General features: G+C 68.0%; 18 protein-coding genes. 6 read left to right on the forward strand and 12 right to left on the reverse strand.

Going from position 1 to position 25,374, the window contains the following annotated elements; translation table 11 throughout:
* Positions 1-114 precede the first annotated feature (114 nt).
* Together treF and AVT10_RS07735 are read right to left on the reverse strand one after the other, a co-directional pair.
* Positions 115-1,689 (reverse strand): alpha,alpha-trehalase TreF, encoded by a 1,575-nt coding sequence (gene treF, locus AVT10_RS07730; protein ID WP_084401475.1) that lies wholly within the window; start codon positions 1,687-1,689, stop codon positions 115-117.
* Between the two features lie 89 nt (positions 1,690-1,778).
* Complete coding sequence (locus AVT10_RS07735; RefSeq protein ID WP_066689705.1) at positions 1,779-2,780, reverse strand: fumarylacetoacetate hydrolase family protein; 1,002 nt, start codon at positions 2,778-2,780, stop codon at positions 1,779-1,781.
* Between the two features lie 122 nt (positions 2,781-2,902).
* Between AVT10_RS07735 and AVT10_RS07740 the strand changes: the two genes are divergently transcribed.
* Both AVT10_RS07740 and AVT10_RS07745 read left to right on the forward strand, forming a co-directional pair.
* Complete coding sequence (locus AVT10_RS07740) at positions 2,903-3,352, forward strand: hemerythrin domain-containing protein (protein ID WP_198158524.1); 450 nt, start codon at positions 2,903-2,905, stop codon at positions 3,350-3,352.
* Positions 3,353-3,390: 38 nt separating this feature from the next.
* Positions 3,391-4,680, forward strand: a complete 1,290-nt coding sequence (locus tag AVT10_RS07745) for an adenylosuccinate synthase (RefSeq protein WP_066689707.1) — start codon at positions 3,391-3,393, stop codon at positions 4,678-4,680.
* A gap of 205 nt (positions 4,681-4,885) precedes the next feature.
* Here AVT10_RS07745 and AVT10_RS07750 read toward each other — a convergent pair whose 3' ends face one another.
* The 6 genes from AVT10_RS07750 to AVT10_RS07775 form a co-directional block, all read right to left on the reverse strand.
* Complete coding sequence (locus AVT10_RS07750) at positions 4,886-5,182, reverse strand: hypothetical protein (protein ID WP_066689708.1); 297 nt, start codon at positions 5,180-5,182, stop codon at positions 4,886-4,888.
* 274 nt (positions 5,183-5,456) lie between these two features.
* Entirely contained in the window at positions 5,457-6,524 is a 1,068-nt protein-coding gene (gene aroC / locus AVT10_RS07755) for a chorismate synthase (protein WP_066689709.1), read from the reverse strand.
* Complete coding sequence (locus AVT10_RS07760) at positions 6,521-7,036, reverse strand: GNAT family N-acetyltransferase (protein ID WP_066689710.1); 516 nt, start codon at positions 7,034-7,036, stop codon at positions 6,521-6,523. Before AVT10_RS07760 ends, aroC begins: the two co-directional genes overlap by 4 nt.
* A 3-nt stretch (positions 7,037-7,039) precedes the next feature.
* Positions 7,040-7,843, reverse strand: a complete 804-nt coding sequence (fabI, locus tag AVT10_RS07765) for an enoyl-ACP reductase FabI (protein ID WP_066689711.1) — start codon at positions 7,841-7,843, stop codon at positions 7,040-7,042.
* The gene (locus AVT10_RS07770; RefSeq protein WP_066689712.1) at positions 7,840-8,781 is read right to left on the reverse strand and encodes a YihY/virulence factor BrkB family protein; all 942 of its coding nucleotides are present in this window, start codon (positions 8,779-8,781) and stop codon (positions 7,840-7,842) included. The genes fabI and AVT10_RS07770 overlap by 4 nt, the downstream gene beginning before the upstream one ends.
* Before the next feature lie 31 nt (positions 8,782-8,812).
* Positions 8,813-9,757: a DnaJ C-terminal domain-containing protein gene (locus AVT10_RS07775; RefSeq protein WP_066689713.1), complete on the reverse strand. Its 945-nt coding sequence runs from the start codon at positions 9,755-9,757 to the stop codon at positions 8,813-8,815.
* 158 nt (positions 9,758-9,915) lie between these two features.
* Here AVT10_RS07775 and AVT10_RS07780 point away from each other — a divergent pair, with 158 nt between their 5' ends.
* Positions 9,916-10,611, forward strand: a complete 696-nt coding sequence (locus tag AVT10_RS07780) for a DUF4197 domain-containing protein (RefSeq protein WP_066689714.1) — start codon at positions 9,916-9,918, stop codon at positions 10,609-10,611.
* 43 nt (positions 10,612-10,654) lie between these two features.
* Complete coding sequence (locus AVT10_RS07785; protein WP_066689715.1) at positions 10,655-12,136, forward strand: flavin-containing monooxygenase; 1,482 nt, start codon at positions 10,655-10,657, stop codon at positions 12,134-12,136.
* On the opposite strand, the gene AVT10_RS07790 is transcribed toward AVT10_RS07785, so the two are convergent.
* The 4 genes from AVT10_RS07790 to AVT10_RS07805 all read right to left on the reverse strand — a co-directional run bounded on the left by AVT10_RS07790 (position 12,122) and on the right by AVT10_RS07805 (position 20,819).
* A complete protein-coding gene (locus AVT10_RS07790; RefSeq protein WP_066689716.1) occupies positions 12,122-15,154 on the reverse strand; it encodes a ligand-binding sensor domain-containing protein in 3,033 nt (1,010 codons plus the stop codon). The genes AVT10_RS07785 and AVT10_RS07790 overlap by 15 nt on opposite strands.
* Positions 15,155-15,192: 38 nt before the next feature.
* Positions 15,193-16,068: a BadF/BadG/BcrA/BcrD ATPase family protein gene (locus tag AVT10_RS07795; RefSeq protein WP_066689717.1), complete on the reverse strand. Its 876-nt coding sequence runs from the start codon at positions 16,066-16,068 to the stop codon at positions 15,193-15,195.
* A complete protein-coding gene (dld, locus tag AVT10_RS07800; protein WP_066689718.1) occupies positions 16,065-17,753 on the reverse strand; it encodes a D-lactate dehydrogenase in 1,689 nt (562 codons plus the stop codon). Before dld ends, AVT10_RS07795 begins: the two co-directional genes overlap by 4 nt.
* Positions 17,754-17,903: 150 nt before the next feature.
* Complete coding sequence (locus AVT10_RS07805) at positions 17,904-20,819, reverse strand: TonB-dependent receptor plug domain-containing protein (RefSeq protein WP_232307927.1); 2,916 nt, start codon at positions 20,817-20,819, stop codon at positions 17,904-17,906.
* Positions 20,820-21,257: 438 nt separating this feature from the next.
* On the opposite strand from AVT10_RS07805, the gene AVT10_RS07810 reads away from it, so the two are divergent.
* Complete coding sequence (locus AVT10_RS07810; protein WP_066689720.1) at positions 21,258-23,597, forward strand: penicillin acylase family protein; 2,340 nt, start codon at positions 21,258-21,260, stop codon at positions 23,595-23,597.
* A complete protein-coding gene (locus AVT10_RS07815) occupies positions 23,594-25,189 on the forward strand; it encodes an N-acyl-D-amino-acid deacylase family protein (RefSeq protein WP_066689721.1) in 1,596 nt (531 codons plus the stop codon). Before AVT10_RS07810 ends, AVT10_RS07815 begins: the two co-directional genes overlap by 4 nt.
* Positions 25,190-25,374 lie beyond the last annotated feature (185 nt).

Consider the following 25,374-nt stretch of genomic DNA (forward strand, 5'->3'; position numbering starts at 1 on the left):
ACAGTGTGAACTTCCGCGCAGGAAAGGTTACACTGCCAACATCCAAATTACTGAGGAAAAACGATTTTCTGCTGATACCCGCCCGCTACAAAATTCGACGTACCGCAACCTTCGTCAACTTCCACGCCCCCGTTCCATCAGCGCGCGCGTCACGCCGTTGGTCCACCCGAACCCGTCCTGCAGCGGATATTCACCCCCGCCGCCAGGCTTCACTTCCTCGACGTCATATTTCTCGACCAGCTTCCCCGACGCCGCATATTCGCGCTGTACCGTCGCCAGAAACCGCTGCGCGATCTTGTCCGCCAGCGCGCGGTTGCCCGTCCGGTCCAGCCCGGCCACCGCGATCCATTGCAGCGGCGCCCAGCCATTGGGCTTGTCCCATTGCTGCCCGGTATCGACCCGCGTCGTCCGCAAGCCCCCCGGCGCCAGCAACTGCCGCTCGATCGTGCCCGCGACCCGCGCCGCCCGGGCGCCCGTCGTCAGCCCCACGAACAGCGGATAGGCCGTCGCCGCCGTCACCCCGTCGCGCAGCAGCCGCCGCTTGACGTCGTAATCGCCATAGCGCCCCTCGGCCTCGCTCCACAGCCAGCGCTCGATCGCCGCGCCGCGCTTCGCCGCCCGGTCGCCAAAGTCCCGCGCCGTCGCCGTATCGCCCGACGTCGCCGCCCCCTCGGCAATCGCCCGCTCCATGCCCCACAACAGGCTGTTGAGATCGGCCGGCAAGATGCTGGTCGTGTTGATCGTCGCCAGCGACCGCCCATCGCCCAGCCAGCGCGACGAATAGTCCCAGCCGCTCTCCGCCCCGGCGCGCAGGTCGCGATAGGTGTCGCCGACCGGTCGCCCGGCCGCCTTCGCCGTCTCGACATCCTCGCGCCACGATTCGTCGCGCGGCGTCGTCCGCGCATCCCAATAATGCTGCAACACCGCCCCGTCGGGCAGCGTCACCGACCGCTCGGGCGTCGTGAAATACGCATATTCCCGCTTCAGCGCCGCCAGCCGCCGCGCCGCCACGGCCGGATCGCGATTCTGCGACAGGCCCATCATCAGATACAGGAACGGCGGCTGCGACCGGCTGAGATAATAGCTCCGCGTCCCGTTGGGCACATGGCCATAGCGCTCGACCAGGTCGACGAACCCGTCGAGCATCGATTCGACCAGATCCTGCCGCCGATCGGCGACCAGCCCCAGCATCGTGAAATAGCTGTCCCAGTAATAGAGCTCGCGAAACCGCCCGCCGGGCACCACGAACCGGTCCTTGACCGCCAGCGCGGTCGATCCCGGCGGCGGCGTCACCGGATCGCGGGTCAGATGCGGCCACAATTCGGCGATATGCCGCTCGATCGGCAGGCGCGGGCCATGGTCGGACTCGGGCACCGGCTCCAGCCCCGGCACGTCGAAATTGGCCAGCACGAACGCCTTCAGCGCCGCATCGTCGAAACTGCCCTTGCGATAATCGGCGAGGATCGCCGCATCCGGCCGCTTCGGCACCGAGTCGACGAACGTCTTTCCGTCCGGAAAGATGCGTCGCATCTGCACCGCTTCGAACAACGGCCCGAACCGGTCGGCCGGGGTCGGCACGGCAGCGGCCGGCGTCGTCGCGACGCTCGCCACCGGACGCGGTGCCTGTGCCGTCGTACAGCCGGCCAGCAGAACCGGGATCAGCCAGCGGCAGGTTCGAACGATCGTCATGGCACCCCCGGACAGTTACGATACCGTATTAAATCGCTATTGCCCCGGCCGTTCCCCCGGCCGCGCACGATCGGGGGAACGCCCAAGCCTTACGCCACCGTCTGCTCGATCACGCCGAAGATCGGGTGATGCCGGTCGTCCTCGGCCCAGATGCGCACCGTGTCGCCGCTCTTCAGGAACGGCGTCTCCGCCTTGCCGGCGCGGATCGTCTCGACCGTGCGGATCTCCGCCAGGCAGGAATAGCCGACCCCGCCGTCCGCGACTGGCTTGCCCGGACCGCCATCGCCGTCGCGGTTCGACACCGTGCCCGATCCGATGATCGTGCCGGCGCCCAGCGCGCGCGTCTTGGCGGCATGGGCGATCAGCGTGCCGAAATCGAACGTCATGTCCTCGCCCGCGTCCGCCCGCCCGAACGGCTTCCCGTTCAGGTCGACGTGCAGCTTGCGGTGGAGCTTGCCGTCCTGCCACCAGTCGCCCAGCGCATCGGGCGTCACGAACACCGGCGAGAAGGCCGATGCCGGCTTCGACTGGAAGAAGCCGAACCCCTTGGCCAGTTCGCCGGGGATCAGCCCGCGCAGCGACACATCGTTGGTCAGCCCGACCAGCCGCACCGCCGCCAGCGCCTCCTCGCGCGACGCACCCATCGGCACATCGCCGGTCACGACCACGACTTCGCCCTCGAAATCCAGACCCCAGCTTTCCTCCCCCGCCGGAATCGGATCGCGGGGGGCCAGGAACCCGTCCGACCCACCCTGATACATCAGCGGATCGTGCCAGAACGTCTCCGGCATCTCCGCCCCGCGCGCCTGCCGCACCAGCGCGACATGGTTCACATAGGCCGATCCGTCCGCCCATTGATACGCACGCGGCAGCGGCGACGCGGCGTCGCGCTCGTGGAACCGCTCCTTGGGGATCACGTCGTGGTCGAGGTCGGTCGCCAGGTTGCGCAGCGCGCCTTCGTGGCGGTCCCAGTCGTCCAGCGCCGCCTGCAGCGTCGGCACGATCCCGGTCGCATCCGCATACCAGGCGAGGTCGCTCGACACGACGACCAGGCGTCCGTCGCGACCGCCCTTGAGGCTGGCAAGTTTCATGCGGCACACTCTCCTCTTATGTCCTGCCCCGGTTTGCGCGCCGGAACGCACAATGTCGAGCCGGGGCGTACATGGTTCGTTAGGACGTTGTGCCGCAGGGTCGGTCGCCGGAGGAAATGGCGATGCAGCTCACGCGCGAAACGCTGGTCGACGAACATGCCGAACTGACCGCCGTGATCGGCGCGCTGGTCGAACAGGCGGCACAGCGCCCGCTTCCCGCCTCCGCCGTCGCGCCGCTGCGCTGGCGCCTCAGCCGCCTGCTCCTCGCGCATCTGGCGAAGGAGGACCGGCTGCTCCATCCCCTGCTCCAGCGGGGCGACGACCCGGTCGCCGCCGCACTCTCCCGCCGGTTCGAAGAGGAGATGGGCGGCCTCGCCGACGCGTTCAAAGCCTATATGCACGACTGGAACGGCCAGCAGATCGCCGACGATCCCGACGGCTTCCAAACCGCGACCCGCGGGCTCGCGGCGGTGCTTGCCGACCGCATCCGGCGCGAGGAAACGCAACTCTATCGTCATATTCCGGGCGCTACGCCGCCCGCCGAGGTGGACGCGGGCGCGCTACGCGCCTAGTGCAGCGCCGATACCGGCATGCATGAGGGTTACAGGACGTGGCGAACGTAGCGGTGATCGGCGCCCAGTGGGGCGACGAGGGCAAGGGAAAGATCGTCGACTGGCTGGCGGAGCGCGCCGACATGGTCGTGCGGTTCCAGGGCGGCCATAATGCCGGCCATACGCTGGTCGTCGGCGGCACCACCTACAAGCTGTCGCTGCTCCCCTCGGGCATCGTGCGCGGCACCCCGTCGATCGTCGGCAACGGCGTCGTGCTCGATCCCTGGGCGCTGAAGGCGGAGGTCGAGCGCCTGCGCGAACAGGGCGTCTCGGTCACCCCCGATACGCTGATGATCGCCGAGACCTGCGCGCTGATCCTCCCGTTCCACCGCGACCTCGACGGCCTGCGCGAAGACGCCAGCGGCGCCGGCAAGATCGGCACCACCCGTCGCGGCATCGGCCCGGCGTACGAGGACAAGGTCGGCCGCCGCGCGATCCGCGTCTGCGACCTCGCCCATCTCGACGATCTCGGCCCGCAGCTCGATCGCCTGACCGCGCATCACGACGCGCTGCGCGCCGGCTTCAACGAACCGGCGATCGACCGTGAGGGCCTGATCGCCGAACTGCGCGAGATCGCCGATTTCGTCCTGCCCTATGCCCAGCCGGTGTGGCGCGTGCTGGCGCAGGCCAAGGCGAAGGGTCAGCGGATCCTGTTCGAAGGCGCGCAGGGCGTGCTGCTCGACATCGACCACGGCACCTATCCGTTCGTCACCTCGTCCAACACCATCGCCGGCACCGCAGCGGGCGGTTCGGGCATGGGCCCGGGCGCGGTCGGCTTCGTGCTGGGCATCGCCAAAGCCTATACCACCCGCGTCGGCTCCGGCCCGTTCCCGACCGAACTGGAGAACGAAACCGGCGAGCGCCTCGGCGTGCGCGGCCATGAATTCGGCACCGTGACGGGGCGCAAGCGCCGCTGCGGCTGGTTCGACAGCGTGCTGGTACGGCAGGCGGCGGCGGTCGGCGGCATCACCGGCATCGCGCTGACCAAGATCGACGTGCTCGACGGGTTCAAGGAAGTGGCGATCTGCACCGGCTATCGGTTGGGCGACCAGGTGCTCGACTATTACCCCGCCCACGCCGCCGATCAGGCGAAGGTCGAGCCGATCTATGAAACCATGCCGGGTTGGTCGGAATCGACGGCGGGTGCGCGCAGCTGGGCCGAACTGCCGGCGCAGGCGATCAAGTACATCCGCCGTATCGAGGAATTGATCCAGTGCCCGGTGACGCTGGTTTCGACCAGCCCCGAGCGCGACGACACGATCCTGGTCCGCGACCCATTCGCGGACTGACGCTCGAACGTACCCACCAACCCCGTTTGCTTCGAGCGCAGGTTCGAGCCTGTCGAGAACCGAAGTCGAGAAGGGTTTTCCCCGGCGGCAAGTTCTCGACGGGCGCTTCTCGACAAGCTCGAAGCTGCTCGAACCCAACGGTAGCGAGCAAACAACAAAAGGCCCGCCCGGATCGCTCCGGGCGGGCCTTTTTCACATCACCGCGTTACTGCGGCGTGCCGGTCGTCGGCGGCGTGGGTGTCGACGGATCGCCGGTGGTGGTGGTCGTCGTATCGTCCGTCGTGTCGGTTTTCGACTCACCCGGCTTGGCCGGATCGGTCGGAGCGTCGACCGGATTGGTCGGGCCGGTCGTCTGCGGTGCCGGCTGGGTGGGACGCATCGGGTCGGGGGTGCCCTGCGTCGTCGTCGGCGACGTCGGCTGGGTCTGGGTCGGCGACACCTGCGCGACGGCCGCGGTCGAACCGCACAGGATCAGCAGGCTCGTGACAATGGTCTTGCGCATTGAAATTCTCCTTGCATCAAGCAAGGGTTTCAATGCGTTACCGCGCCGAAAGGGTCCAGCGCCACGAAACGGCTCATCGTCCGATCCGGGCAGAACGCGGACGGGCCGTGGCCAGGAAACGGTCGATTGTGGCAGAAATCTGTCCAGAATCGCGTGCCGACACACCGACAGGCAGCTGCGACGGACGTTTTCCTGATGATCGACTCCTGCGATCCCCTTGCCTGCGTCGCGGCGACGCTCGTTCCCCGCACGACCGGTTGGCGACCTTCCGACGTCAGCCCACCTGCCCGCGATGGCGCAGCTTCTGGTCGGCCAGCACCAGCGCGACCATCGCCTCGACCACCGGCACACCGCGAATACCGACACAGGGATCGTGCCGGCCCTTGGTCGCGATCGTCGTCGCCTGTCCGTCCGGCCCGATCGTCTCAACCGGGGTCAGGATCGAACTGGTCGGCTTGAACGCGACGCGCAGCGTCACCGGCTGCCCCGTCGAGATGCCGCCAGCAATCCCGCCCGCATGGTTGGCGAGGAACTCGGGGCCACCCTCGCCCGGCCGCATCGGATCGGCATTCGCCTCACCCGACAGCGCCGCCGCCGCAAAGCCGTCACCGATCTCGACGCCCTTCACCGCATTGATCGACATGGCCGCACTGGCCAGTTCGGCATCCAGCTTGGCATAGAGCGGCGCCCCCCAGCCCGCCGGCACGCCCTCGGCGCGACAGGCGACGACCGCGCCCAGCGACGAGCCGGCCTTGCGCGCGCCGTCGACCAACGCTTCCCAGCGCGCTGCCGCCGCCGCATCGGGGCAGAAGAACGGGTTGCGCCCAATCTCGCTCACGTCGAACGCCGCCGGATCGATCGCATCGCCGCCGATCGATTCGACCCAGGCGGTGATCGCCACCTCCGGGATCACCAGCCGCGCGACCGCGCCCGCCGCGACCCGCGCCGCCGTTTCCCGCGCCGACGACCGCCCCCCGCCGCGATAATCGCGAAAGCCGTATTTCGCGTCATAGGCATAGTCGGCATGGCCGGGGCGATAGGCTTTGGCGACCTCCGAATAATCCTTCGACCGCTGGTCGACATTCTCGATCATCAGGCTGATCGGCGTGCCCGTGGTCCGCCCGTCGAACACCCCCGACAGGATGCGCACCGCATCCGGCTCGCGCCGCTGCGTCGTGAAACGGCTGGTCCCCGGCCGCCGCGCGTCGAGAAACGGCTGGATGTCCGCCTCGCTCAGGGGCAGGCCCGGCGGGCACCCGTCGACCACCGCGCCCAGCGCCGAGCCATGGCTCTCGCCCCAGGTCGTGAAGCGGAACAGATGACCGAAGCTGTTGTGGCTCATGCGTCTTCCCCCAACGCCGCAAAGGCGCGGGCATGGGCTGCCGCGCCGGGTGTGTGGACGCACGGTCCGTCGTTTAGGCGAATGCCCATGAAATGCTCGCCGGCATAGGGGCTGTCGAACCCGCGCGCCGTCGCCGCCTCGAACCCGAAGCGGCCATAATAAGCCGGATCGCCCAGCACGAACGCCAGCTCGACCCGTGCGCTGCGCAGATGCGCGATGGCAGCGGCGACCAGCGCTTCGCCGACGCCCTGCCCCCGTGCCGCCCTCGCCACCGCCAGCGGTGCCAACGCGACCGCAGCGATCTCGCGCGTGTCGGCCGTTACCTGCATCCGGCTGGCCGCGATCATGCCGACCACCACGCCCGCATCCTCGGCGACCAGCACCAGCACGAGATCGCCATCGATCGCCAGTTGCTGGACCAGCCGCGCCTCTGCGTCGCGCGGGAAACAGGCGCGCAGCAGGCTGTCGACCGCCGGCGCGTCCGCACCGGTCGCCGCGCGGATGATGCTCATCGCTTACGACAGCGCGATGTCGGGCGCGTCCTCGGCCTTCATGCCGATGACGTTGTAGCCGGCGTCGACATGATGGATCTCGCCAGTCACGCCGCTCGACAGGTCGCTCAGCAGATACAGCCCCGCCCCGCCGACATCGTCGATCGTGACGTTGCGGCGCAGCGGCGAGTTCAGCTCGTTCCACTTCAGGATATAGCGGAGATCGCCGATGCCGCTGGCGGCCAGCGTCTTGATCGGACCGGCCGAAATCGCGTTCACCCGGATATTCTCCGGCCCCATGTCCATCGCCAGATACTTGACCGACATGTCGAGCGCCGCCTTCGCCACGCCCATCACATTATAATGCGGAACGACCTTTTCCGACCCGTAATAGGTCAGCGTCAGCACCGATCCGCCGTTCGGCATCAGCGCCCGCGCGCGCTTGGCGACTGCCGTGAACGAATAGACGCTGATGTTCATCGTCATCAGGAAATTGTCGAGGCTGGTATCATAATAACGGCCGCGCAGCTCGTTCTTGTCCGAAAAGCCGATGGCGTGGACCACGAAGTCGATCGTCGGCCAGCGCGCCGCGATCGTATCGAACGCGGCGTCCAGCGCGCCCATGTCGGACACGTCGCATTCGATCAGGAAATCGGCGCCCAGTTCGGTCGCCAGCGGCCGCACGCGCCGTTCCAGCGCCTCGCCCTGATAGGTGAAGGCCAGCTCGGCGCCCTGCGCGGCAAGCTGCTTGGCGATGCCCCAGGCCAGCGACCGATCGTTGGCGAGGCCCATGATGACCCCCCGCTTGCCCTGCATCAAACCGTTCACGCGACTGTCCCTTTTTCGTCTGTTGCCGCACCCTCTAGCGCAGGGTCGGGTGTTTCCGCCAGCGCCGCGTTCAATTCGCCGCCGATCACCACGCCCAGGCCGACGATGTAGAAGAAAAACAGCGCGATCATCACACCGGCCAGGCTGCCATAGGTGCGGTCATATCCGCCCAGCGCATCGATCGCGAGCGGAAGGAGCTGCGTCGTGCCGATCCACACCGTCGCCGTCGCCACCGCTCCGGGCCATTTCGGGCAGTTGGAATTGCGGTATTTCTTGGGGCTGAGCGAATAGAACAGCGTGTAGAGCGCGATGAACAGCGCCAGCGCCGGAAACAGCTTCGCGATCGACAGATAGGCTGCATAGGGCTGCAGGAACGGAAGCAGGCGATAGATGACCTGCTCGACGCCGACCAGCACGACCTGAAGGCTGAACGCGATCATCAGCATCACCACCGACCCGACGATCAGCCCGATCGACCCCAGTCGATATTCCCAAAAGGGTCGCGAGAACGGGATGCCATAGGCCTGCCGCAGGATCGATCGCACCGTTTCGATAAAGCCGGTGGTCGTCCACAAACCGACCAGCGCGCCCAGCCACAGCAGCGACCCCGATCGCGCCTGCAACACGTCGAGGATCGGTTGTTGCAACACGGTCGCGACTTCGGGCGGCACGGTCTGCAGGAACGCCGTCACCGCATGGATGCTGTCGCCGCTGCGCCCGACCGCCCGCGCGATCGCCGCCGCGACGATGAAGAACGGGAACAGCGTCAGCAGCGACAGATAGGCAAGGTTGCCGGCATGGGTGAAGCCGTCGTTGAACGTACCGATCGCGACACGCTTCGTCACCTCGATCGCGCGCGCAGACGGGCGCAGCCGCGCAAGCGACGGGCGCCCGTGACGGTGCCGGGCCTCGGGACTGGTCGGGGACGGCTCGTTCATGCAGTTCGTTTCGAATGGTTTCGCAGGCGGATCAAACGCCCAGCTTCGCCCTCGGGTCCGTATTCGCGCCGCTCCACCCCTCGACGAAGCGCGTCAGGTCGGCGTCATCGGTTGGAAGGTCGATCATCAGCGTGACCAGCTGGTCGCCGCGCGTCCCGTCCTTGCGGTGAAACCCGCGCCCTTTCAGGCGAAGCGTCTTGCCCGACGTCGCCCCCTTGGGCACGCTCAGCATCACCGCCCCCTCGACGGTGGGCACGCGCACCTTGCCGCCCAGCACCGCCTCGGCCAGGTTGATCGGCAGGTCGACGCGCACATCGTCGCCGTCGCGGGTATAGAAACGGTGCGGCTGCACCTCGACCGTGACGATCGCATCGCCCGCCCCGCCCGGCCCCGGATCGCCCTTGCCCGACAGGCGCATCTGCGTGCCGGTATCGACACCCGCCGGCAGTTTCAGGTCGATGGTCTTGCCATCGGCCAGCGTGATGCGCTGCGGGCTGAGCGTCGCAGCATCCTCGAACGGCACCTTCAATCGATAGGCGACATTGCCGCCCTTGGGCTGGGCGCGCCGCCCGAACCCGCTGGCGAAGCCGCCACCGGCGCCACCGGCCCGGCCGCCGAACAGTCCTTCGAAAATGTCCGAAAAGTCGCCGCCCTGTCCTTCCGGTCCCATGTCGAACCCGCCGCGCCCGCCTGGTCCCGGGCGAAAGCCGCCGGCCCCGCCACCGCCGGTGCCAAAGCCGAACGGCGAGGTCGGATTGCCGTCGCCGTCGATCTCGCCCCGGTCGAACCGCGCGCGCTTGTCCTTGTCGGTCAGCAGGTCATAGGCCTGCGTGACCTTGGTGAAGCGGTCGGACGCCGCCTTGTTGTCCTTGTTCCGGTCCGGGTGCAGCTCCTTGGCGAGCTTGCGATACGCCTTCTTGATATCTGCTTCGGTCGCGCCGCGCGCGACACCCAGGGTTGCATAGGGATCAGCCATGCTCCGGTAGCTAGGGCGCGCCGCGCGGCTCGGCAATGGGTTGCGCGGCCGAAACGGAAGCAAAACGAAGCGCGGTTCAACGTCGGTTCACGGCGGACACGGCACCGGGAGCCATCGCCTGCGTTGGCAGCGCAACATTCGTTCCGGAGAAGCCCGTCATGATCCATGCCTCGCTGTCGCCCCAAATTTCACGCCGCCGTATCCTCGGTGCCGCCGCTTTGGTCCTCCCGGTCGCCGTGCTCGGCGGCTGTGCCACGCCGCTTGGCAGCTATGGCGTCGAGGAAGGCGTCCGGCGCCTGCTGACCCTGTCCAGCCAGCGGGCGTTCGACCGGCTGCTGCGGCCCGGCGGCTTCTATGACGATCAGCTGACCCGCCTGACCCTGCCGGAGACCGCCGGGCAGAACAATGTGCTGGCAGCGGTGCTGAGGACGAACGCGGTGCGTGGCCGCATCGCCATGGCGCTGAACGATATCGCAGTCGATGCCGCCGACCGCGCGACGCCGATCGTGCTCGATTCGATCCGTGGCCTCACGCTGGCCGATGCCGTCGCCGTGCTGCGCGGCGGCCCGACCGCCGCCACCGACCTGCTGGCGCAATCGGCACGCGGCGCGGTGATCGAGGCGATGTTCCCCGAATTTTCGAACGGCCTGCGGTCGGACGCGACCGAAATCCTCTCGGCGATCGTCACCGCGCAGACCGGCATCGACTATACCGCCATCGCCCGCAGCGCCGCCGATCAGGCCGGCAACGCCATCTTCCGCGCGATCGGCCGCGAGGAGGCCGCGATCCGCGCCGATCCGCGCCGCACCGGCGACCCGGTGCTGACCGCGCTGCTGCTCGGCACGCGCGGCTGACGCCGGGCTTGGCAAGGGTGCCGGCACGGCCGATATCCCGGCCATGGCGATCCTAGTCGAACCCGAACTCGATGTCGCGATCATCGGTGCCGGCCTGTCCGGCATCGATGCCGCATGGCACCTGCAACGGCGCTGCCCCGACCGGCGCTATGCGATCTTCGAGGCACGCGACGCGATCGGCGGCACCTGGGATCTGTTCCGCTATCCCGGCGTCCGCTCGGATTCCGACATGCATACGCTGGGCTTCCCGTTCCGGCCGTGGCGCGGGGACAAGGCGATCGCCGATGGCAGCGACATTCGCGATTATATCGAGGATACCGCGCGCAGCTTCGGCATCGACCGCCACATCCGCTTTCGCCACCGCATCGTCCGTGCCGAATGGTCGTCGCAAACCGCGCGCTGGACGCTGACCGTCGAGGTCGACGGCGCGGTGTCGACCGTCACCTGCCGGTTCCTGTTCATGGGCTGCGGCTATTATGATTATGCCAGCGGCCATGCCCCGGATTTTCCGGGACGGGCGGACTTTGCCGGGCGCATCGTCCATCCCCAGCACTGGCCGAAGGACCTCGACGTCGCCGGCAGGCGCGTGGCGGTGATCGGCAGCGGCGCGACGGCGGTGACGCTGGTCCCTGCGCTGGCCGCACGCGGCGCGCAGGTGACGATGGTGCAGCGCTCGCCCAGTCATATCGTGTCGCAACCTTCGCGGGATCGCGTCGCGCATCTTCTCTACCGCCTGCTGCCGGAACCGGTCGCGGGACGCCTTGCCCGGTGGAAAAGCGCCGCGCTGGGCCTCGCCGCCTTTCAGTTCGCCCGCAGATTTCCGCGCCGGATGGAGGCGTTCATCCTGAACGGCGTTCGCCGCGAACTGCCCGACTTGCCCGATGTCGATCGCCACTTCACCCCGCGCTACGATCCGTGGGACCAGCGGCTGTGCCTGGTGCCGGACGCCGACCTGTTCGCCGCGCTGCGCGACGGATCGGCCAGCATCCGCACCGATGCGATCCGCCGCTTCACCCCCACCGGCATCGAGCTGGCATCGGGCGGCCATGTCGATGCCGATATCATCGTCACCGCAACGGGGCTGAAGCTGCATCTGCTGGGCGGGATCGCGCTCACCATCGACGGCACGCCGTTCGTCCCCGCCGACCATCTGATCTATCGCGGCATGATGGCCTCGGGCGTGCCGAACATGGTGCTGGCACTCGGCTATACCAACGCGTCGTGGACGCTGAAGATCGACCTGGTGGCGCGTCGCATGTGCCGCATGCTGAACCATATGCGACGGCATGGCTACGACATCTGCCTGCCCGCGCCGCCCGGACCGGACGTGGAACGCCGCCCGCTGCTCGATTTCAGTTCGGGTTACGTCACCCGTGCGGCCAGCATCACCCCGGCGCAAGGATCGCGCACGCCGTGGCGGCTGCACCAGAATTACTTTCTCGACTATATGACGCTCGGCTTCGGCAAGATCGGCGATGGCGTCTTGCGCTTCGCCCGCACAGGCGATGCTTCAGCGCGCGGCTGACGCGTCGACCTCCGCCCCGTCGTCCAGCACGCCCCGGTCGCGCCCTGCCCGCTTCGCGCGGTACAGCGCCAGGTCGGCGCGGTGCAGCAGTTCGGCCGGCGACGTGTCGCCCGTCGCCACCGCAATCCCGCCGCTGACCGTCACCCGCACCGCAATCCCGTTCGCGACGATCGGGTCGGCGGCGACGGCGGCGCGCACCCGCTCGCTGGTGTCCAGCGCTTCTTCGGGCGAAATGTCGGCGAACAGGATCGCAATCTCCTCCCCGCCATAGCGCGCCACCGAATCGACCGCGCGCACCGACGCGGCGATCCGCGTCGCGACCGCCTCGATGACCATGTCGCCCACCTGATGCCCGTGCGCGTCGTTGATCCGCTTGAACCGGTCGATGTCGAGCATCGCGACGACATAATGCCCGCCGGAGCGCAACGCCGTTTCGCGCGCTGCCTCCAGCATCGCGATCATCGTCCGCCGGTTGGCGAGGCCGGTCAGCGGGTCGGTGCCGGCCAGCCGTTCCAGCCGGGCATTGGCCGCGCGCAGCTCCCGCGTCCGCTGCTCGACCACATTCTCCAGCGCGCGCGTCCGGCGGCGCAGCACGACCGTGCGCAACTGCACGATGCCGAACACCGTTAGCACCGCCACCAGCAGCAGCGCGGCGCGGACCACCCAGCGTTCATGCCATGCCTGCGCCACCACCAGGCTCACCCGGCCGGTGACCACGCGCGGGTGCACACCCGGAATCTGCGCCTGCAGTTCGAGGATGTAGGTGCCGCCGGGCAGGTTGGTGTAGATCGCCGTCGCCGGGCTGGCGGGGGGGATCGCGACCCAGTCGGCGTCGAACCCGCGCAGGCGATAGCGATAGCGTATCTCCTCCGGCGCGGCATAATCGCTCAACGCAAAGGCGATGCGGATGTCGTGCCCGTCGGCATGGATAGTGCGGTCGCGTGCCAGCGGGTCGAAGGGAACGACACGGCCATTCTCCTCGATCTCGCTCAGCGTCAACGGCGGCGTTGCGGTCGGATGCGCGGCGAGCAGCCGGTCGGGCCGCAGCACCATCAGCCCCCCGGTTCCCCCGAACAGCAGGTCGCCGGTGCGGGTGATCGCCGACACGCGCTGGCTGAACGAATTGGCGGTCAGCCCGTCGCGGCGGCTGACCGTCAGCACGCTTTCGTGGCGCGGATCGATCACCGAAATCCCGCTGGCCCCGGTGGCCCATAGCCGCCCGGCGCGGTCGATCTGCACCGCCGCGACATTGTCGTTGGCGAGGCCGCGTGCCTCAGTGATCGCGTGGAACCGCCAGTCGTCCCCCACACGCTTGCCACGGGCGACCCCGCCATAGGTGCCCACCCACAGCGCGTCGCCCGCCGCCACGATCGATCCGGTATAGTTTTGCGGCAGGCTCGTCGGATCGGCGGGATCGTTGCGATAGGTCGCGAAGCGGCCGTTCGCCGGATCGAACCGGTTGATCCCGCGCGGGGTCGCGATCCAGACGCCGCCGCCGCGTGCCGCGACGATATTGATGACTTCGTTGTTCGCGAGCGACGCGTCGTTCCCCGGCTGATGGCGATAGCGGCGGACCGTCCCGCTGCGTTCGTCGCGCACGAACAACCCGCGATAGGTGCCGATCAACAGGCGATGGTCGATCCGCAGCATCGAAATGACCGGCAAATCGCCCAGTTCGGGCAGCGGCAGCGCGCGTTCGGCCAGCGTATCCGGATCGATCATCACGACCCCGCGTCCGCCGGCCAAAATCGTGCCGTCGGGGCGTTCGGCGAACGCCTTGATATCCTGCCCGGCATGGTTGCCGTCCAGCCGCAGGTGGCGGACCACTCCCCGCGCACGGTCGACCATGTCGATCATCCCGTTGCTCATGCCGACCCAGATGCGGTCGCGGCGGTCGACCATCACCCCGCTGACCGTGCGATCGGCCAGCGAATGGCGCGGATCGGGCATGGCGTTGCCGATGGTCAGGATCGCTTCGGGTGCCGGGTCGGTATGCGACGCGCCGACCTCGGTCGCCGCCCACAACCGCCCCGTCCGGTCGATATGCAGGTCGCGTACGGTATCCCCCGACAGCGACCCGCGATTGGCCTGGAGGTTGCGGATCGATCGAACGGCAAGGCCGCCCTCGGTTGCGATGCGCAGCACGCCGACGCCATCGGTCCCGGCCCACACCACGCCGTTCGGCCCGATGGCGAAGGTGCGGACGGTACGGTGCGCGATCAACGGCGACGCGCCCGCCAGCGCCGCTGGCTGGATGACGCGGCCACCCGCCAACTGCACGAAGATGCCGTGCGATCCGGTGCCGATCCACAACCGCCCCATCCGGTCGCGGGCGATCGCCCAGACGTCGCCGATATCCGGGGTCGCCACCGCCACGAAGCGGACCGCGCCGCGTCGCCGGACGAACAGCCCATGGTCGCCACCGGCATAGAGCGTCCCGTCGGCATCGCGATGCACCGCGAACGCGCCCTCGGCCAGCGCATCGCCCTGGCTGGCCACCGGTGCGATCCGGTCGTGCCGGGCATCGTAATGGAACACGCCCCGGTCCGACGCGACATAGGCACCGTCCTGTCCGTCGGACACGATCGACATGATGCGCGTGCCTACGCCGACCCCCGTCGCCCCGCCGATCGCTGCGAAGCCGTTCGAGCGCGGGTCGTACCGGACCATTCCGCCGACATTGGTGCCGACCAGCACCGCGCCATGCGGCAGCGCCAGCAGCGAACGGATGTAATTGTCGGGAACGCCACCAGTCCGCCCGATGGTCTGGCGGAATACCTTCAACCGTTGCCCGTCATAGCGCGCCAGCCCGCCGCGCGTGCCGATCCACATCAACCCGTCGCTGCTCTGGACGATGGCGGTGGTCGTCGAATGCGGCAGTCCGGCGCTGCCGTCCAGCGTCTGGAACCATGGCGTGCGCCAGGCCGCCCAACCGTCCGCGACCGCCGACGCGCGCGCCATGGCAGGCAGCACGCCCGCCATCAGCAGGATAAGAAGGGCCAGACGTCGCATCGACATTGTAATGAAGGATTGCGACGAGTCTGGTTTAAACGTCCTTAACGCAGTTCGTCGCTCGACCGCGATTCGAGGCCGGCCAGCCGCACCGCACCGTCCAGCGGATCGCCCATCGGCGGACACAGATGCGCGACGGTCCGCACGCGCAGCCAGGGTTGCAGCCGCGGCGCCAGCCCGCCGACGAGCGTACAGCGCGTCACCCCGCGGGCGACGATGGTTTCGATGAACCGCTCGACATGGCCCGCCGCATCCTCGACGATCGACCGGGCGATGGGATCGTCCGCATCGGCATGGTCCATCACGATCGGCGCCAGCGCCCCGTAATCGCGCGGCCCCGCGGTGGCCATCCACGCCACCGCCTTCAGCACGTCATGGTCGAACAGCGCCGCCACCGCATCCGCCAGCGGCGTGTGCCGTGTCCGCCCGTCGAGTGCACGCAGCGCATGGCGCACCGCACTCAGCCCCAGCGCCGCGCCGCTCCCCTCGTCCGACACCGGAAAACCGTACCCGCCCAGCGCGACCTCCTGACCGTCGATGCGCAGCAGCGCCGCGCTGCCGGTGCCGAGGATCAGGATCGCGCCATCGCCGCCACCATGCGCGCCCAGGTGCGCGATCTGCGCGTCGCTCGCCAGCACGACCGCAGCGACGCCGAAGTCGGTCGCCTCCAGCGCGGCGCGGATACCCGGCCGACGAATGCCCGCAATCCCCATGCCGACGCGGACCGTCGCTTTCTCCGCCGGCGACAGCCTCTCGGTTGCCTGCGCGATCACATCGGTCAGCACCGCCCGCAGCGCATCGACCCCGATCCCGGCATTGGCTGCGCCTGCCTGCCCGGTGCCGATCACCCGCCCGGAGGCGTCGACCAACCTTGCCCGGCAATTGCTGCCGCCGGCATCGATGCCTAGAAAAAAGCTCATGCTTCCCATGCCCGCGCCTTGGGCGTGTGCCCGATCCCCGGATTCAGCTGGTTGCGCGGATCGAGCTGGCGGTAGAATCCGGCCAGCTCGGACTTCGCATGATAGAGATGCCCTACATTATGCTCGGCGGGATATTGCGCACCGACCGCATCCAGCCGCTTCCACAGCGCATGTTCGAACGCCAGCGGGTCGACGCCTTTCCGCACGATATAGTCGCGGTGGAACACGTGGCAGAAGAAATGCCCGTAATAGAGCGTGTCGACGACCTGCCCGCCCAGATCGTCCGGCAGGAGTTCGGCCCAGTCCCGGCTGTTGCGCGGCAGTGCCACGTCGAGCGCGACGATATCCTCGACCGTATCGCCATGGACCGCGCGATAGCGCACCGCCGCGCCTGCCGCGACGAAGCGGTGCAGGAACGCCTTAGTGGCTTCGTCGGCCGAACATTCGAACCAGCCGCCGGGTAGCAGCGTGTCGAGCAGTGTCGCGGTCGCCGCCGCATCGCCGCGCGGCATCTTCAGCAGCAGATGATGTTCGAACCGGTCGCGAAATGCGCGCATTCGTGGTGGCAGATGATCGCCCAGCAACGCGCCGGCCCGCTGCAACACCCGGTCGCTCAGATTGCGTACGAAGCGCTCGGTCACGCCATCGACCCACGCCTTCGCCGCGAACAGCCGCGGCAAGCGGTCGGTGCCCAGCCGCTCGATCGCGCGGAACGTGTCGCGGCCATAGCGGTCGGCGATATCGAACGCCCCGCGATGCATATATTCGCCCGCGATCGGCAGCTCGGCGAAATCGCGCAGCATCGTCCGGCGCAGCTCGGTCAAGCGGTCGGGATCGTCGGTCCCGATATAGAAGGTGACCGTCTCGTCCTCCTTCGCGAAGGTGTCGAGCCGCACCGCGAACACGATCAGCTTGCCCGCACTTCCTGCCGCCTCGAACAGGCAGCGCGGATCGGCATTGAACCGCGCCGGCACGTCGCTGTCGATATCCCGGACATGGGTGACGTAACGATGGTCGTGCGCCGGCTTGTCCGTCGCCGGATCGACATCGGCCGCTGCAAAATCCCCCCGGTCCAACCGGTCGAGGATCGCCTCCGGATCGTCGCCCAGCGCGATCCCCAGATGATTGACCAGCCGCAGCGCTCCGTCGGCGCCGACACTGCCGAACAACGCCAGTTCGGTATAGGCCGGCCCGCGCCGGATCAGCGACCCGCCCGAATTGTTGCAAACCCCGCCGACCACCGACGCGCCCAGACACGACGACCCGATCACCGAATGCGGCTCGCGCCCCAAGGGCCGCAACGCCGCCTCCAGCGCATAGAGCGTCGTCCCCGGCAGGCACACGACCTGCTCGCCACCGCCCAGCAGGTGCAGCCGGTCGAGCCGCGTCGTGCTGATGATCACCAGCCCGCCGGGATAGTCGTCGCCATCGGGCGTCGACCCGCCGGTCAGCCCGGTGTTCGACGCCTGCATCAGGATCGACACATCGGCGACAACGCACGCCTGCGCCACCTGCCACAATTCAACGAGCGTTCCCGGCCGCACCACCGCCAGCGCGCCGCCCTCGCCGCTGCGATAGCCCCGCCGGAACCGCGCGGTGCGGCGCGGGTCGGTCAGCACATGCCGCCGCCCGACTGCTGTGCGCAGCGTGGCGATCAGTCGCCTCGTAGCCGAAGAGTCCGCCATTACACCTGCCACTCTGGCCCTTTACCCACCCCCACCGTACCCCCGCGCAGGCGGGGGTCCAGAGCCAAGCAGAACAGTCGTTCGCGCCTGACGCCCTGGACCCCCGCCTGCGCGGGGGTACCGGTCACTTTGTGGCGGATCGAACGCAGATCACCGCGTCTGCATCCGGATACCCACCCGGAACGCCCGGCCCAGCAGGTCCGAATAGGTGCTGTTCGCCGCCAGCCCGGTTTCGGGCAGGAGGATCGGTTCGCGGTTGAACAGGTTGGTGACGTTGAAGAACACTTCGCCCTTCGCCCCGCCGCCCATGTCGACCTTGCCGGTCAGGTTCAGGTCGAAATAGGTCGCGCCGTCGATCTTGTTGCTGTCGATCGTCGGGAATTGCGACACGATCCCCGCCGGACGCCCGACCGGGCAGTTGGTCGAACACACGACATAATTGTTCGAATAACTCCCGCCAGCGACGCCGCGCGCGGTGCCGGTGATCGCGAAGCTCTCGGTGTCGTAGCTGGCGTTGAAGCGATAGATCCAGCTTGGCAGGCTCGACCCGCCCAGCTGCCCGACGATGTCGACCGGCACGACGTTCGGCACGCCGCTGTCGGTGATATTGTCGATATAGCGCGTCGCCAGCGCCTTCAGCGTCACATTGCCTGGCGCGCTGTCGACCACATCGGCAAGCGGCACCCGGTACGTCGCATCGAAGTCCAGCCCGCGCACCGTCTGCCGCGCGAAGTTGAACGGGCTGGCGCGGAAGAAGAATTCGCGGTCACCCGTCGGATCGGCACCGTAAGCTGCACAGAACTCGGTCCGCCCTTCGAAGCAGCGGTTGATGATGTCCTGCGCGAAGAACTGGCCGATCGCATCCTGCAGCTTGATGAGGAACCCGTCGGCTGAGAAGGAGAAGCCGGGGATGAAGCGCGGCTGTAGGACTACGCCAACACTGGTCGAATCGGCAATTTCGGGCCGCAGGTTCAGGTTGCCGGTGGTGGTTTCACGGAAGGTAACGCCGTTGACCCCCGTGAACGGGTTGGTCAGCGTATTGGCGCGCGACGTGCCCGCCTGGAACAACTCGTTCAGATTGGGCGCGCGGATGTCGCGCGACCGGGTAACGCGGAAGCGGATATCGTCGATCGGCTGCCACGTCGTGCCGACCTTCCACGTCGTTACATAGCCCGAGGTCGAATAATCGGTCGCGCGCACCGCGCCGTTGAACTCGACTCCCGATCCCAGCGGGACCACGGTTTCGAGATACGCTTCCTTGACATTGTAGCTGCCGATCGTGGGCAGGAAGTTGCCGACCTGCCAACCGGTCTGGAACTCAGTCGGCACGCTGCCCGACACTTCCTCCTTGCGATATTCGCCGCCCACCGCGACGCTGACATCGCCGGCCCAGGTGGCGAAGGGCACGACCGACAGGTTGATGCCGGCCACGGTCTGCTTGAGCTTCTGGTCGCGATACGGATCGCCCAGCGCATAGTCGATCGCGCCCTGGCTCACGACGCCGATGCCGAGGCGGTTCATCGGGACGCAGCCATTGCCCGGTGCGGTCAGCGTCGAACGGCAGACGATCGTGCCCGCCGCCACCCCCAGCGCGTTGCCGGCCGGCGCAAACACCGCATCGGTCGCATTGTTCATGCGCGTCGTGTTCATGATGTCGCGCAGCTGCTCGCGGGCGTTTGTCTCTCCGTACTGGCCGTACGCGCTCCACACCGCCTTGTTGCCGAACAGCTGGAAATCGCCCTCCGCGCCGATCACATAGCGTTGTACGTCGCGCGAGCTGTTGTTCTTGCGCGTCGGCAGGTCGACATTGGTCGAACCGACCGTGACCGAGGTGATTCCGGCCAGCCGCGCCGCACCGAGCGTATTGAGGAGATACGCGTTGTCCGGCCGCAGAACGACGGCGCCGGTCAGCTGCGGTCCGGCGTTGAACAGCGTCTTCTGCCAATTGTACGACGCCTCGCCGAACACCGTGATCCAGTCGGCCAGCTGATAGCTGACCCGCCCGAACACGCCATGCCGGTCGTCATCGGCGTCGAGGCCGATGTTCCGCCCGGAATCGTTCAGCTGCCAATCGCCGCCCTGCGTCCTCGACGGCGCGGTAGCACCACCCAAGGCCGGCGAATTGAAGCTGCCATAGTTGAACTGGTTCACCGAGCCGCCGGCACCAAAATAAATGCCCCGCAGCCGGTTGGCGGTCCCGCCTGCCGAGTTGATAATGATCCCACCCGGCGTCGCGTTCGCCACGCCGATCTGGTTCAGCGTCAGGAACTGCGGCAGCCCGTTGGTATTGGTATAGGCCGGGTTGGTGACGACCACCCGCCCGCGCGCATTCCATTCGCGATCGACCTGGAAGATGCCGTCGCGATGCGCGACTTCGCCGCTCAGCAGGATATGCCCGCGCCCGTCGGCAAAGCTCGTGCCGCCCGCCACGCTGAACGAATAATTGAACCCGTCGCCATATTCGGTGATGCCGCTGTCGACGGTGACCTTCAGCCCCTCATAGGTCTTGTCGAGCGCGAAGTTGACCACGCCCGCCACCGCGTCCGACCCATAGGCCGCCGACGCGCCGCCGGTTACGATCTCGACGCTCTTCACCAGCGATTGCGGGAAGGTGTTGATATCAACCAGCCCCGTGACGCTCGACCCGACCGAGCGCCGCCCGTCGAGCAGCACCAGCGTGCGGATCTCGCCCAGCGCGCGCAGGTTCAGCGCGTTGATCCCGGCCAGACCCGAACTGATCGCAAGGCGCGAGTTGGCGGGTCGCAAACTGCCCGCCACCGCCGGAATCTGGTTCACGAAATCGGCCAGGTTGTTGGTCGGCGAGCTGTTCTGGATTTCCTGCTGGGTCAGCACGGTCAACGGCGTCGGCGACTGGAACCCGTCGCGCACCACGCGCGATCCGGTGACCAGGATCTCGCCCTCCGCCTGCGTCTCGGCAGCGGTCGCCTGCTCGCTCTGCGGAACCGCGTCCTGCGCGAACACCGGCGTCGCGATGCACAGCGCGGCAAGGCTGGTGGCGCGCGCCAGGGCCGGGAGATACCGCCGGAAGGGCATGGATGTCGTCATGGAAAGCTCCCCTTCGCCCGGTTTCGGGCTGTACTGTTACCGTCAAGGTTCCTGCGGTCTCGCCGGACCTTGGTCGTCGCCGCCGTAGCGCCCACGCCGTCCGTGTCGAAGGCGAAAGCTGCGCGGCAAGGGGGACATGCGTCAAGCGAGGCACGGCTATTATCGCTTCGCCAAGCCATAGCCGCAGATTATGGGCGTCCTCGTCCGCCCCGCCATAAACGCGCCCTATGGGCCGGGGCGCGGTTGTCATACCCTGTCGATGCACGCCCCGCCCTAGGTTCGCTATCGCCGAACTAGCCCCATCCGTTTGCTTCGAGCGCAGGGTCGAGCGAAGTCGAGACCCGTAGTCGAGAAGCCGTTCTCGACAATCGCTTCTCGACACGCTCGAAGCTGATCGAACGGAACGGGTCGGGTCGATCGCAGCGAAGGATAGTGCCGATGATGAACCGCCGCGCCTTTTTACAGGGATCGGCCGCCGCGTTCGCGCTGGTGCCGATGGTCGCGGGTGCCGCGCCCGCGCCCGACACCCTCTCCGCCCCGATCGAGATCGTCGACGACATTTACGGCGTGCCGCATATCCGCGCCGCGACCATCCCCGACGCGTTCTACGGACAGGGCTATGTCGTCGCGCGCGACCGGCTGTTCCAGATCGATCTCGGCCACCGGCGGGAACTGGGCCGGCTGGCCGAAGCATTCGGTGCGGACTTCGCCCGGCACGATGCGGCGGCCCGCCTGTTCCATTATCGCGGCGACCTGGATGCCGAACTGCGCAAGGTGCCCGCCAACGTGCTGGAATGCACCCGCGCCTATATCGCCGGTATCAACGCGCGCATCGACGAGGTGCTGGCCGACCCGGCATTGCTTCCGCCCGAATACACGATCCTCGGGGTCCAGCCGATCAAATGGGCGATCGAGGATATGGTGCTCGCCCGCGGTGGCGCGATCGGCAATGCCGATGACGAAATCCGCCGCGCGCAACTGGCCGCGATCGGCCTGCTTGACCTCGACGCGATCGTCGCGCCCTTGCGTCCCAACTGGCAGATGACCGTCCCCGACGGCCTCGACACCGCCGCCATCTCGCCCGCCGACCTCGGCGTGTTGCGGCAGGGCGGCCTGCCCTTCGGTCCCGACACCCCGGTCCGCGATCCGGCGGAAGGGCCGATGGAGCGCGCCAATGCCGGCAGCAACGCGTGGACCGTCGCGGGCAACCGCACCGCGACCGGCCGCCCGATCCTCGCCAACGACCCGCATCTCGGCATCGGCGGCTTCGGCCCACGCCATGTCGCGCACCTGACCGCGCCTGGCCTTGACGTGATCGGTGGCGGCGCGCCCGGCCTGCCCGGCATCATGCAGGGCCATACCGACCGCTTCGCCTTTGGCCGCACGAACTTCCATATCGACCAGCAGGACCTGTTCATCCTCGAACTCGATCCTGCCGATCCCGAACGCTACCGCCACAATGGCGGCTGGAAACGCTTTACCAAGATCGACATCGCGATCCCCGTAAAGGGCACCGCCCCCTACGTCGCGACGCTGCGCTATTCGGTGCAGGGGCCGGTCGTGTCGCACGATCCGGCGAAGCGCCGCGCGAGCGTGCTGGCGTCGATCGCGATGCAGCCGGGCGGCGGCGGCGCGTTCGCGATGGTCGCCATCAACCTTGCGCGCGACTGGGCATCGCTACGCAAGGCGTTCCGCCTCCACCCCTCGCCGACCAATTTCCATTATGCCGATACGCAGGGCAATACCGGATGGCAGGTGATCGGCTTCGCACCGGTGCGCAAGCGCGGCGACGGGCTGCTTCCGGTGCCGGGCGACGGCCGCTACGACTGGACCGGCATGCGCGACTTCGCGTCGCTGCCCAACGAATATAACCCCAGGAAGGGCTGGTTCGCCTCGGCCAACCAGAACAACCTGCCCGCCGACTGGCCGCGCGACCGCATCCCCGCCTTCTCGTTCCGCGCGCCCTATCGCTACGAACGGATCGCCGACGTGCTCGCCGCCCAGCCGAAGCACAGCATCGCCGACAGCGTCGCGTTGCAGTTCGACACGGTCTCGACCCCGGCACGCCAGTTGATCGCGCTATTGCCCGCCACACCCTCCCCGGCCGGCGACATGCTGCGCCGCTGGGACGGCCGCCTGACTGCCGACAGTGGCCCCGCCGCGCTGTTCGAAATCCTGTGGCGCGATCTGGGCAAGCGGATGCTGGCTGCCATCGTCCCCGACCGGGCCAAGTCGCTGGTGACCGAAATCGACCCCTCGGTCCTGCTCGGCATCCTCGCGAAACCCGATGCGCGGCTACCGGCCACCGCCCGCGACGCGATGCTACGCGACGCGCTCGCCTCCGCATGGACCAGCGCGCAGTCGCTGCTCGGCCGCGACCCTGCCGCATGGCGCTGGGGCAAGCTGCATCAGGTCCGCATCGCTCACCCGCTGTCGCGCATCCCCGCCATTGCCGCCGCCTTCCCCCCGATCGAGGGCGGCGGATCGGGCGGCGACAGCTACACCGTCATGGCACGCTGGCTGGGCGACGGCCCCGGCTGGCGCGTTGGCGGCGGAGCCAGCTATCTGCAGGTCATCGACGTCGGCGCATGGGACAATTCGGTATTCCTGAACCTGCCCGGCCAGTCGAACGACCCGCGCAGCCCCCATTACCGCGACCAGTACACCCCGTGGATCGCCGGCCAGACGCTGCCCCTGCTGTTCAGCCGCACGGCGGTGGACGGCAAGGCCGCGCGCCGTGCTACGCTGATGCCCCCGCCCAGAAGGATTCGCCGATGAAGCGCCTGCCCCTGATCGCCCTGTTCGCCGCGCTCGCCGGTCCGGCCGTGGCAGCCGCGCCCCGGGTCGACATCGTGATCCGTGGCGGCACCATCTATAACGGCGCGAACGCGGAACCGATCACCGGCGATGTCGAGATTGCCGGCGACCGCATCGTCTATGTCGGCCCGACCCGCCGGACGCAGGCGGCGCAGATCATCGACGCGAAGGGCCAGATCGTCGCACCCGGTTTCATCGACGCCCATACCCATCCCGACAGCTATATCCGCTCGACCGACGCGAAGGAGCGTCTCAACCTCCCCTGGCTGGCGCAGGGGGTGTCGACCATCGTCATCGGCGTCGACGGATACGGCACGCCCGACGTCGCGGAGGACGCGCGCAAGCTGATGGCCGGCGGCATCGGCACCAATGTCGCGCCGTTCGTCGGCTTCGGATCGGTGCGCGGCCGCGTGCTCGGACAGGACGACCGCGCCCCGACCCCTGCCCAACTGACGCAGGAAAAGGCGCTGGTGGCCAAGGCGATGTGCGAAGGCGCCTATGGCTTTTCGACCGGCCTGTTCTACGCGCCGCAGAGCTTCGCCAAGACCGACGAGGTCGTCGCCATCGCCCGCGAAGCCGCGATTCGCGGCGGCATGTACGACACCCATCAGCGCGACGAATCCAACTATTCGATCGGCCTCATCAACTCGACCAAAGAAGTAATCGAGATCGGACGGCAGGCGAACATGCCGGTCCATATCGCCCATCTGAAAGCGCTGGGCGTCGACGTCCATGGCAAGGCCCCCGAACTGATCGCCACGATCGAAGCCGCGCGCAAGGCCGGGCAGAACGTCACCGCCGACCAGTACCCGTGGCTCGCCTCCGGCTCCAGCGTCGATGCCTCGCTCGTCCCGCGCTGGGCGAACGACGGCGGCTATCCGCGCCTGATCCAGCGCTTCGACGACCCGGCGACGCTGGCGAAGATCAAGGTCGAAATGGCCGAGAATCTCCGCCGGCGCGGCGGCGCGGACTCGCTGCTGCTGACCAGCGCCGGGATGCCGTGGACCGGCAAGACGCTCGCCCAGATGGCGACCGCGTGGAAGCTCGACCCGATCGACGCCGCGATCAAGATCCTGCGCGTCGCCGATGCCACGGGCAAGGAACCGGCCGGCGTCTCGGTCGCCAGTTTCAACATGATCGACGCCGATGCCGACCTCATCATGCGGCAGCCCTGGGTCGTGACCAGCTCCGACGGATCGAACGGCCATCCGCGGCAATACGCCACCTTCCCGCGCAAATATCAGGTCTATGTCCGCGAGCGGAAGGTGATCACGATGCGCGACTTCATCCACCGCTCGACCGGCGCCACCGCCGACATGTACCGCATGGACCATCGCGGTTACCTCAAACCCGGCTATTATGCCGATGTAGTCGTGTTCGACCCGGTCAACTACGCCCCCCGCGCCACCTACGTAAACCCGCGCGTACCCAGCGCCGGCGTCAAGGCGCTGTTCGTAAACGGCAAACTAGCGCTCAAGGACGGCGCCACCACCGGCGCCGCCCCCGGCCGCGCCCTGCTGCGCCCGACGCCGAAGAACTGCCCCACCACCTAACCCTCACGTCACCCCGGGCTTGACCCGGGGTCCCGCTTCTCCTTCTTCCAACGCCAGCCAGGAAGCGGGACCCCGGATCAAGTCCAGGGTGACGGGTGCGACAACACCGTCGCCCCAGCGCAGGCTGGGGCCTCCCGCGGCGAGGCGCGCGCCGTACTACCGCAAGATCCCAGCCTGCGCTGGGA

The organism is Sphingomonas hankookensis (assembly GCF_001619955.1).
Classification (GTDB): domain Bacteria; phylum Pseudomonadota; class Alphaproteobacteria; order Sphingomonadales; family Sphingomonadaceae; genus Sphingomonas; species Sphingomonas hankookensis_A.

Bases quoted from the DNA above. Each gene is read 5' to 3' on its own strand.
- treF (WP_084401475.1), bottom strand. From the start codon at position 1,689: ATGACGATCGTTCGAACCTGCCGCTGGCTGATCCCGGTTCTGCTGGCC.
- AVT10_RS07735 (WP_066689705.1), bottom strand. From the start codon at position 2,780: ATGAAACTTGCCAGCCTCAAGGGCGGTCGCGACGGACGCCTGGTCGTC.
- AVT10_RS07740 (WP_198158524.1), top strand. From the start codon at position 2,903: ATGCAGCTCACGCGCGAAACGCTGGTCGACGAACATGCCGAACTGACC.
- AVT10_RS07750 (WP_066689708.1), bottom strand. From the start codon at position 5,182: ATGCGCAAGACCATTGTCACGAGCCTGCTGATCCTGTGCGGTTCGACC.
- aroC (WP_066689709.1), bottom strand. From the start codon at position 6,524: ATGAGCCACAACAGCTTCGGTCATCTGTTCCGCTTCACGACCTGGGGC.
- AVT10_RS07760 (WP_066689710.1), bottom strand. From the start codon at position 7,036: ATGAGCATCATCCGCGCGGCGACCGGTGCGGACGCGCCGGCGGTCGAC.
- AVT10_RS07770 (WP_066689712.1), bottom strand. From the start codon at position 8,781: ATGAACGAGCCGTCCCCGACCAGTCCCGAGGCCCGGCACCGTCACGGG.
- AVT10_RS07775 (WP_066689713.1), bottom strand. From the start codon at position 9,757: ATGGCTGATCCCTATGCAACCCTGGGTGTCGCGCGCGGCGCGACCGAA.
- AVT10_RS07780 (WP_066689714.1), top strand. From the start codon at position 9,916: ATGATCCATGCCTCGCTGTCGCCCCAAATTTCACGCCGCCGTATCCTC.
- AVT10_RS07785 (WP_066689715.1), top strand. From the start codon at position 10,655: ATGGCGATCCTAGTCGAACCCGAACTCGATGTCGCGATCATCGGTGCC.
- AVT10_RS07790 (WP_066689716.1), bottom strand. From the start codon at position 15,154: ATGTCGATGCGACGTCTGGCCCTTCTTATCCTGCTGATGGCGGGCGTG.
- AVT10_RS07795 (WP_066689717.1), bottom strand. From the start codon at position 16,068: ATGAGCTTTTTTCTAGGCATCGATGCCGGCGGCAGCAATTGCCGGGCA.
- dld (WP_066689718.1), bottom strand. From the start codon at position 17,753: ATGGCGGACTCTTCGGCTACGAGGCGACTGATCGCCACGCTGCGCACA.
- AVT10_RS07805 (WP_232307927.1), bottom strand. From the start codon at position 20,819: ATGACGACATCCATGCCCTTCCGGCGGTATCTCCCGGCCCTGGCGCGC.
- AVT10_RS07810 (WP_066689720.1), top strand. From the start codon at position 21,258: ATGATGAACCGCCGCGCCTTTTTACAGGGATCGGCCGCCGCGTTCGCG.
- AVT10_RS07815 (WP_066689721.1), top strand. From the start codon at position 23,594: ATGAAGCGCCTGCCCCTGATCGCCCTGTTCGCCGCGCTCGCCGGTCCG.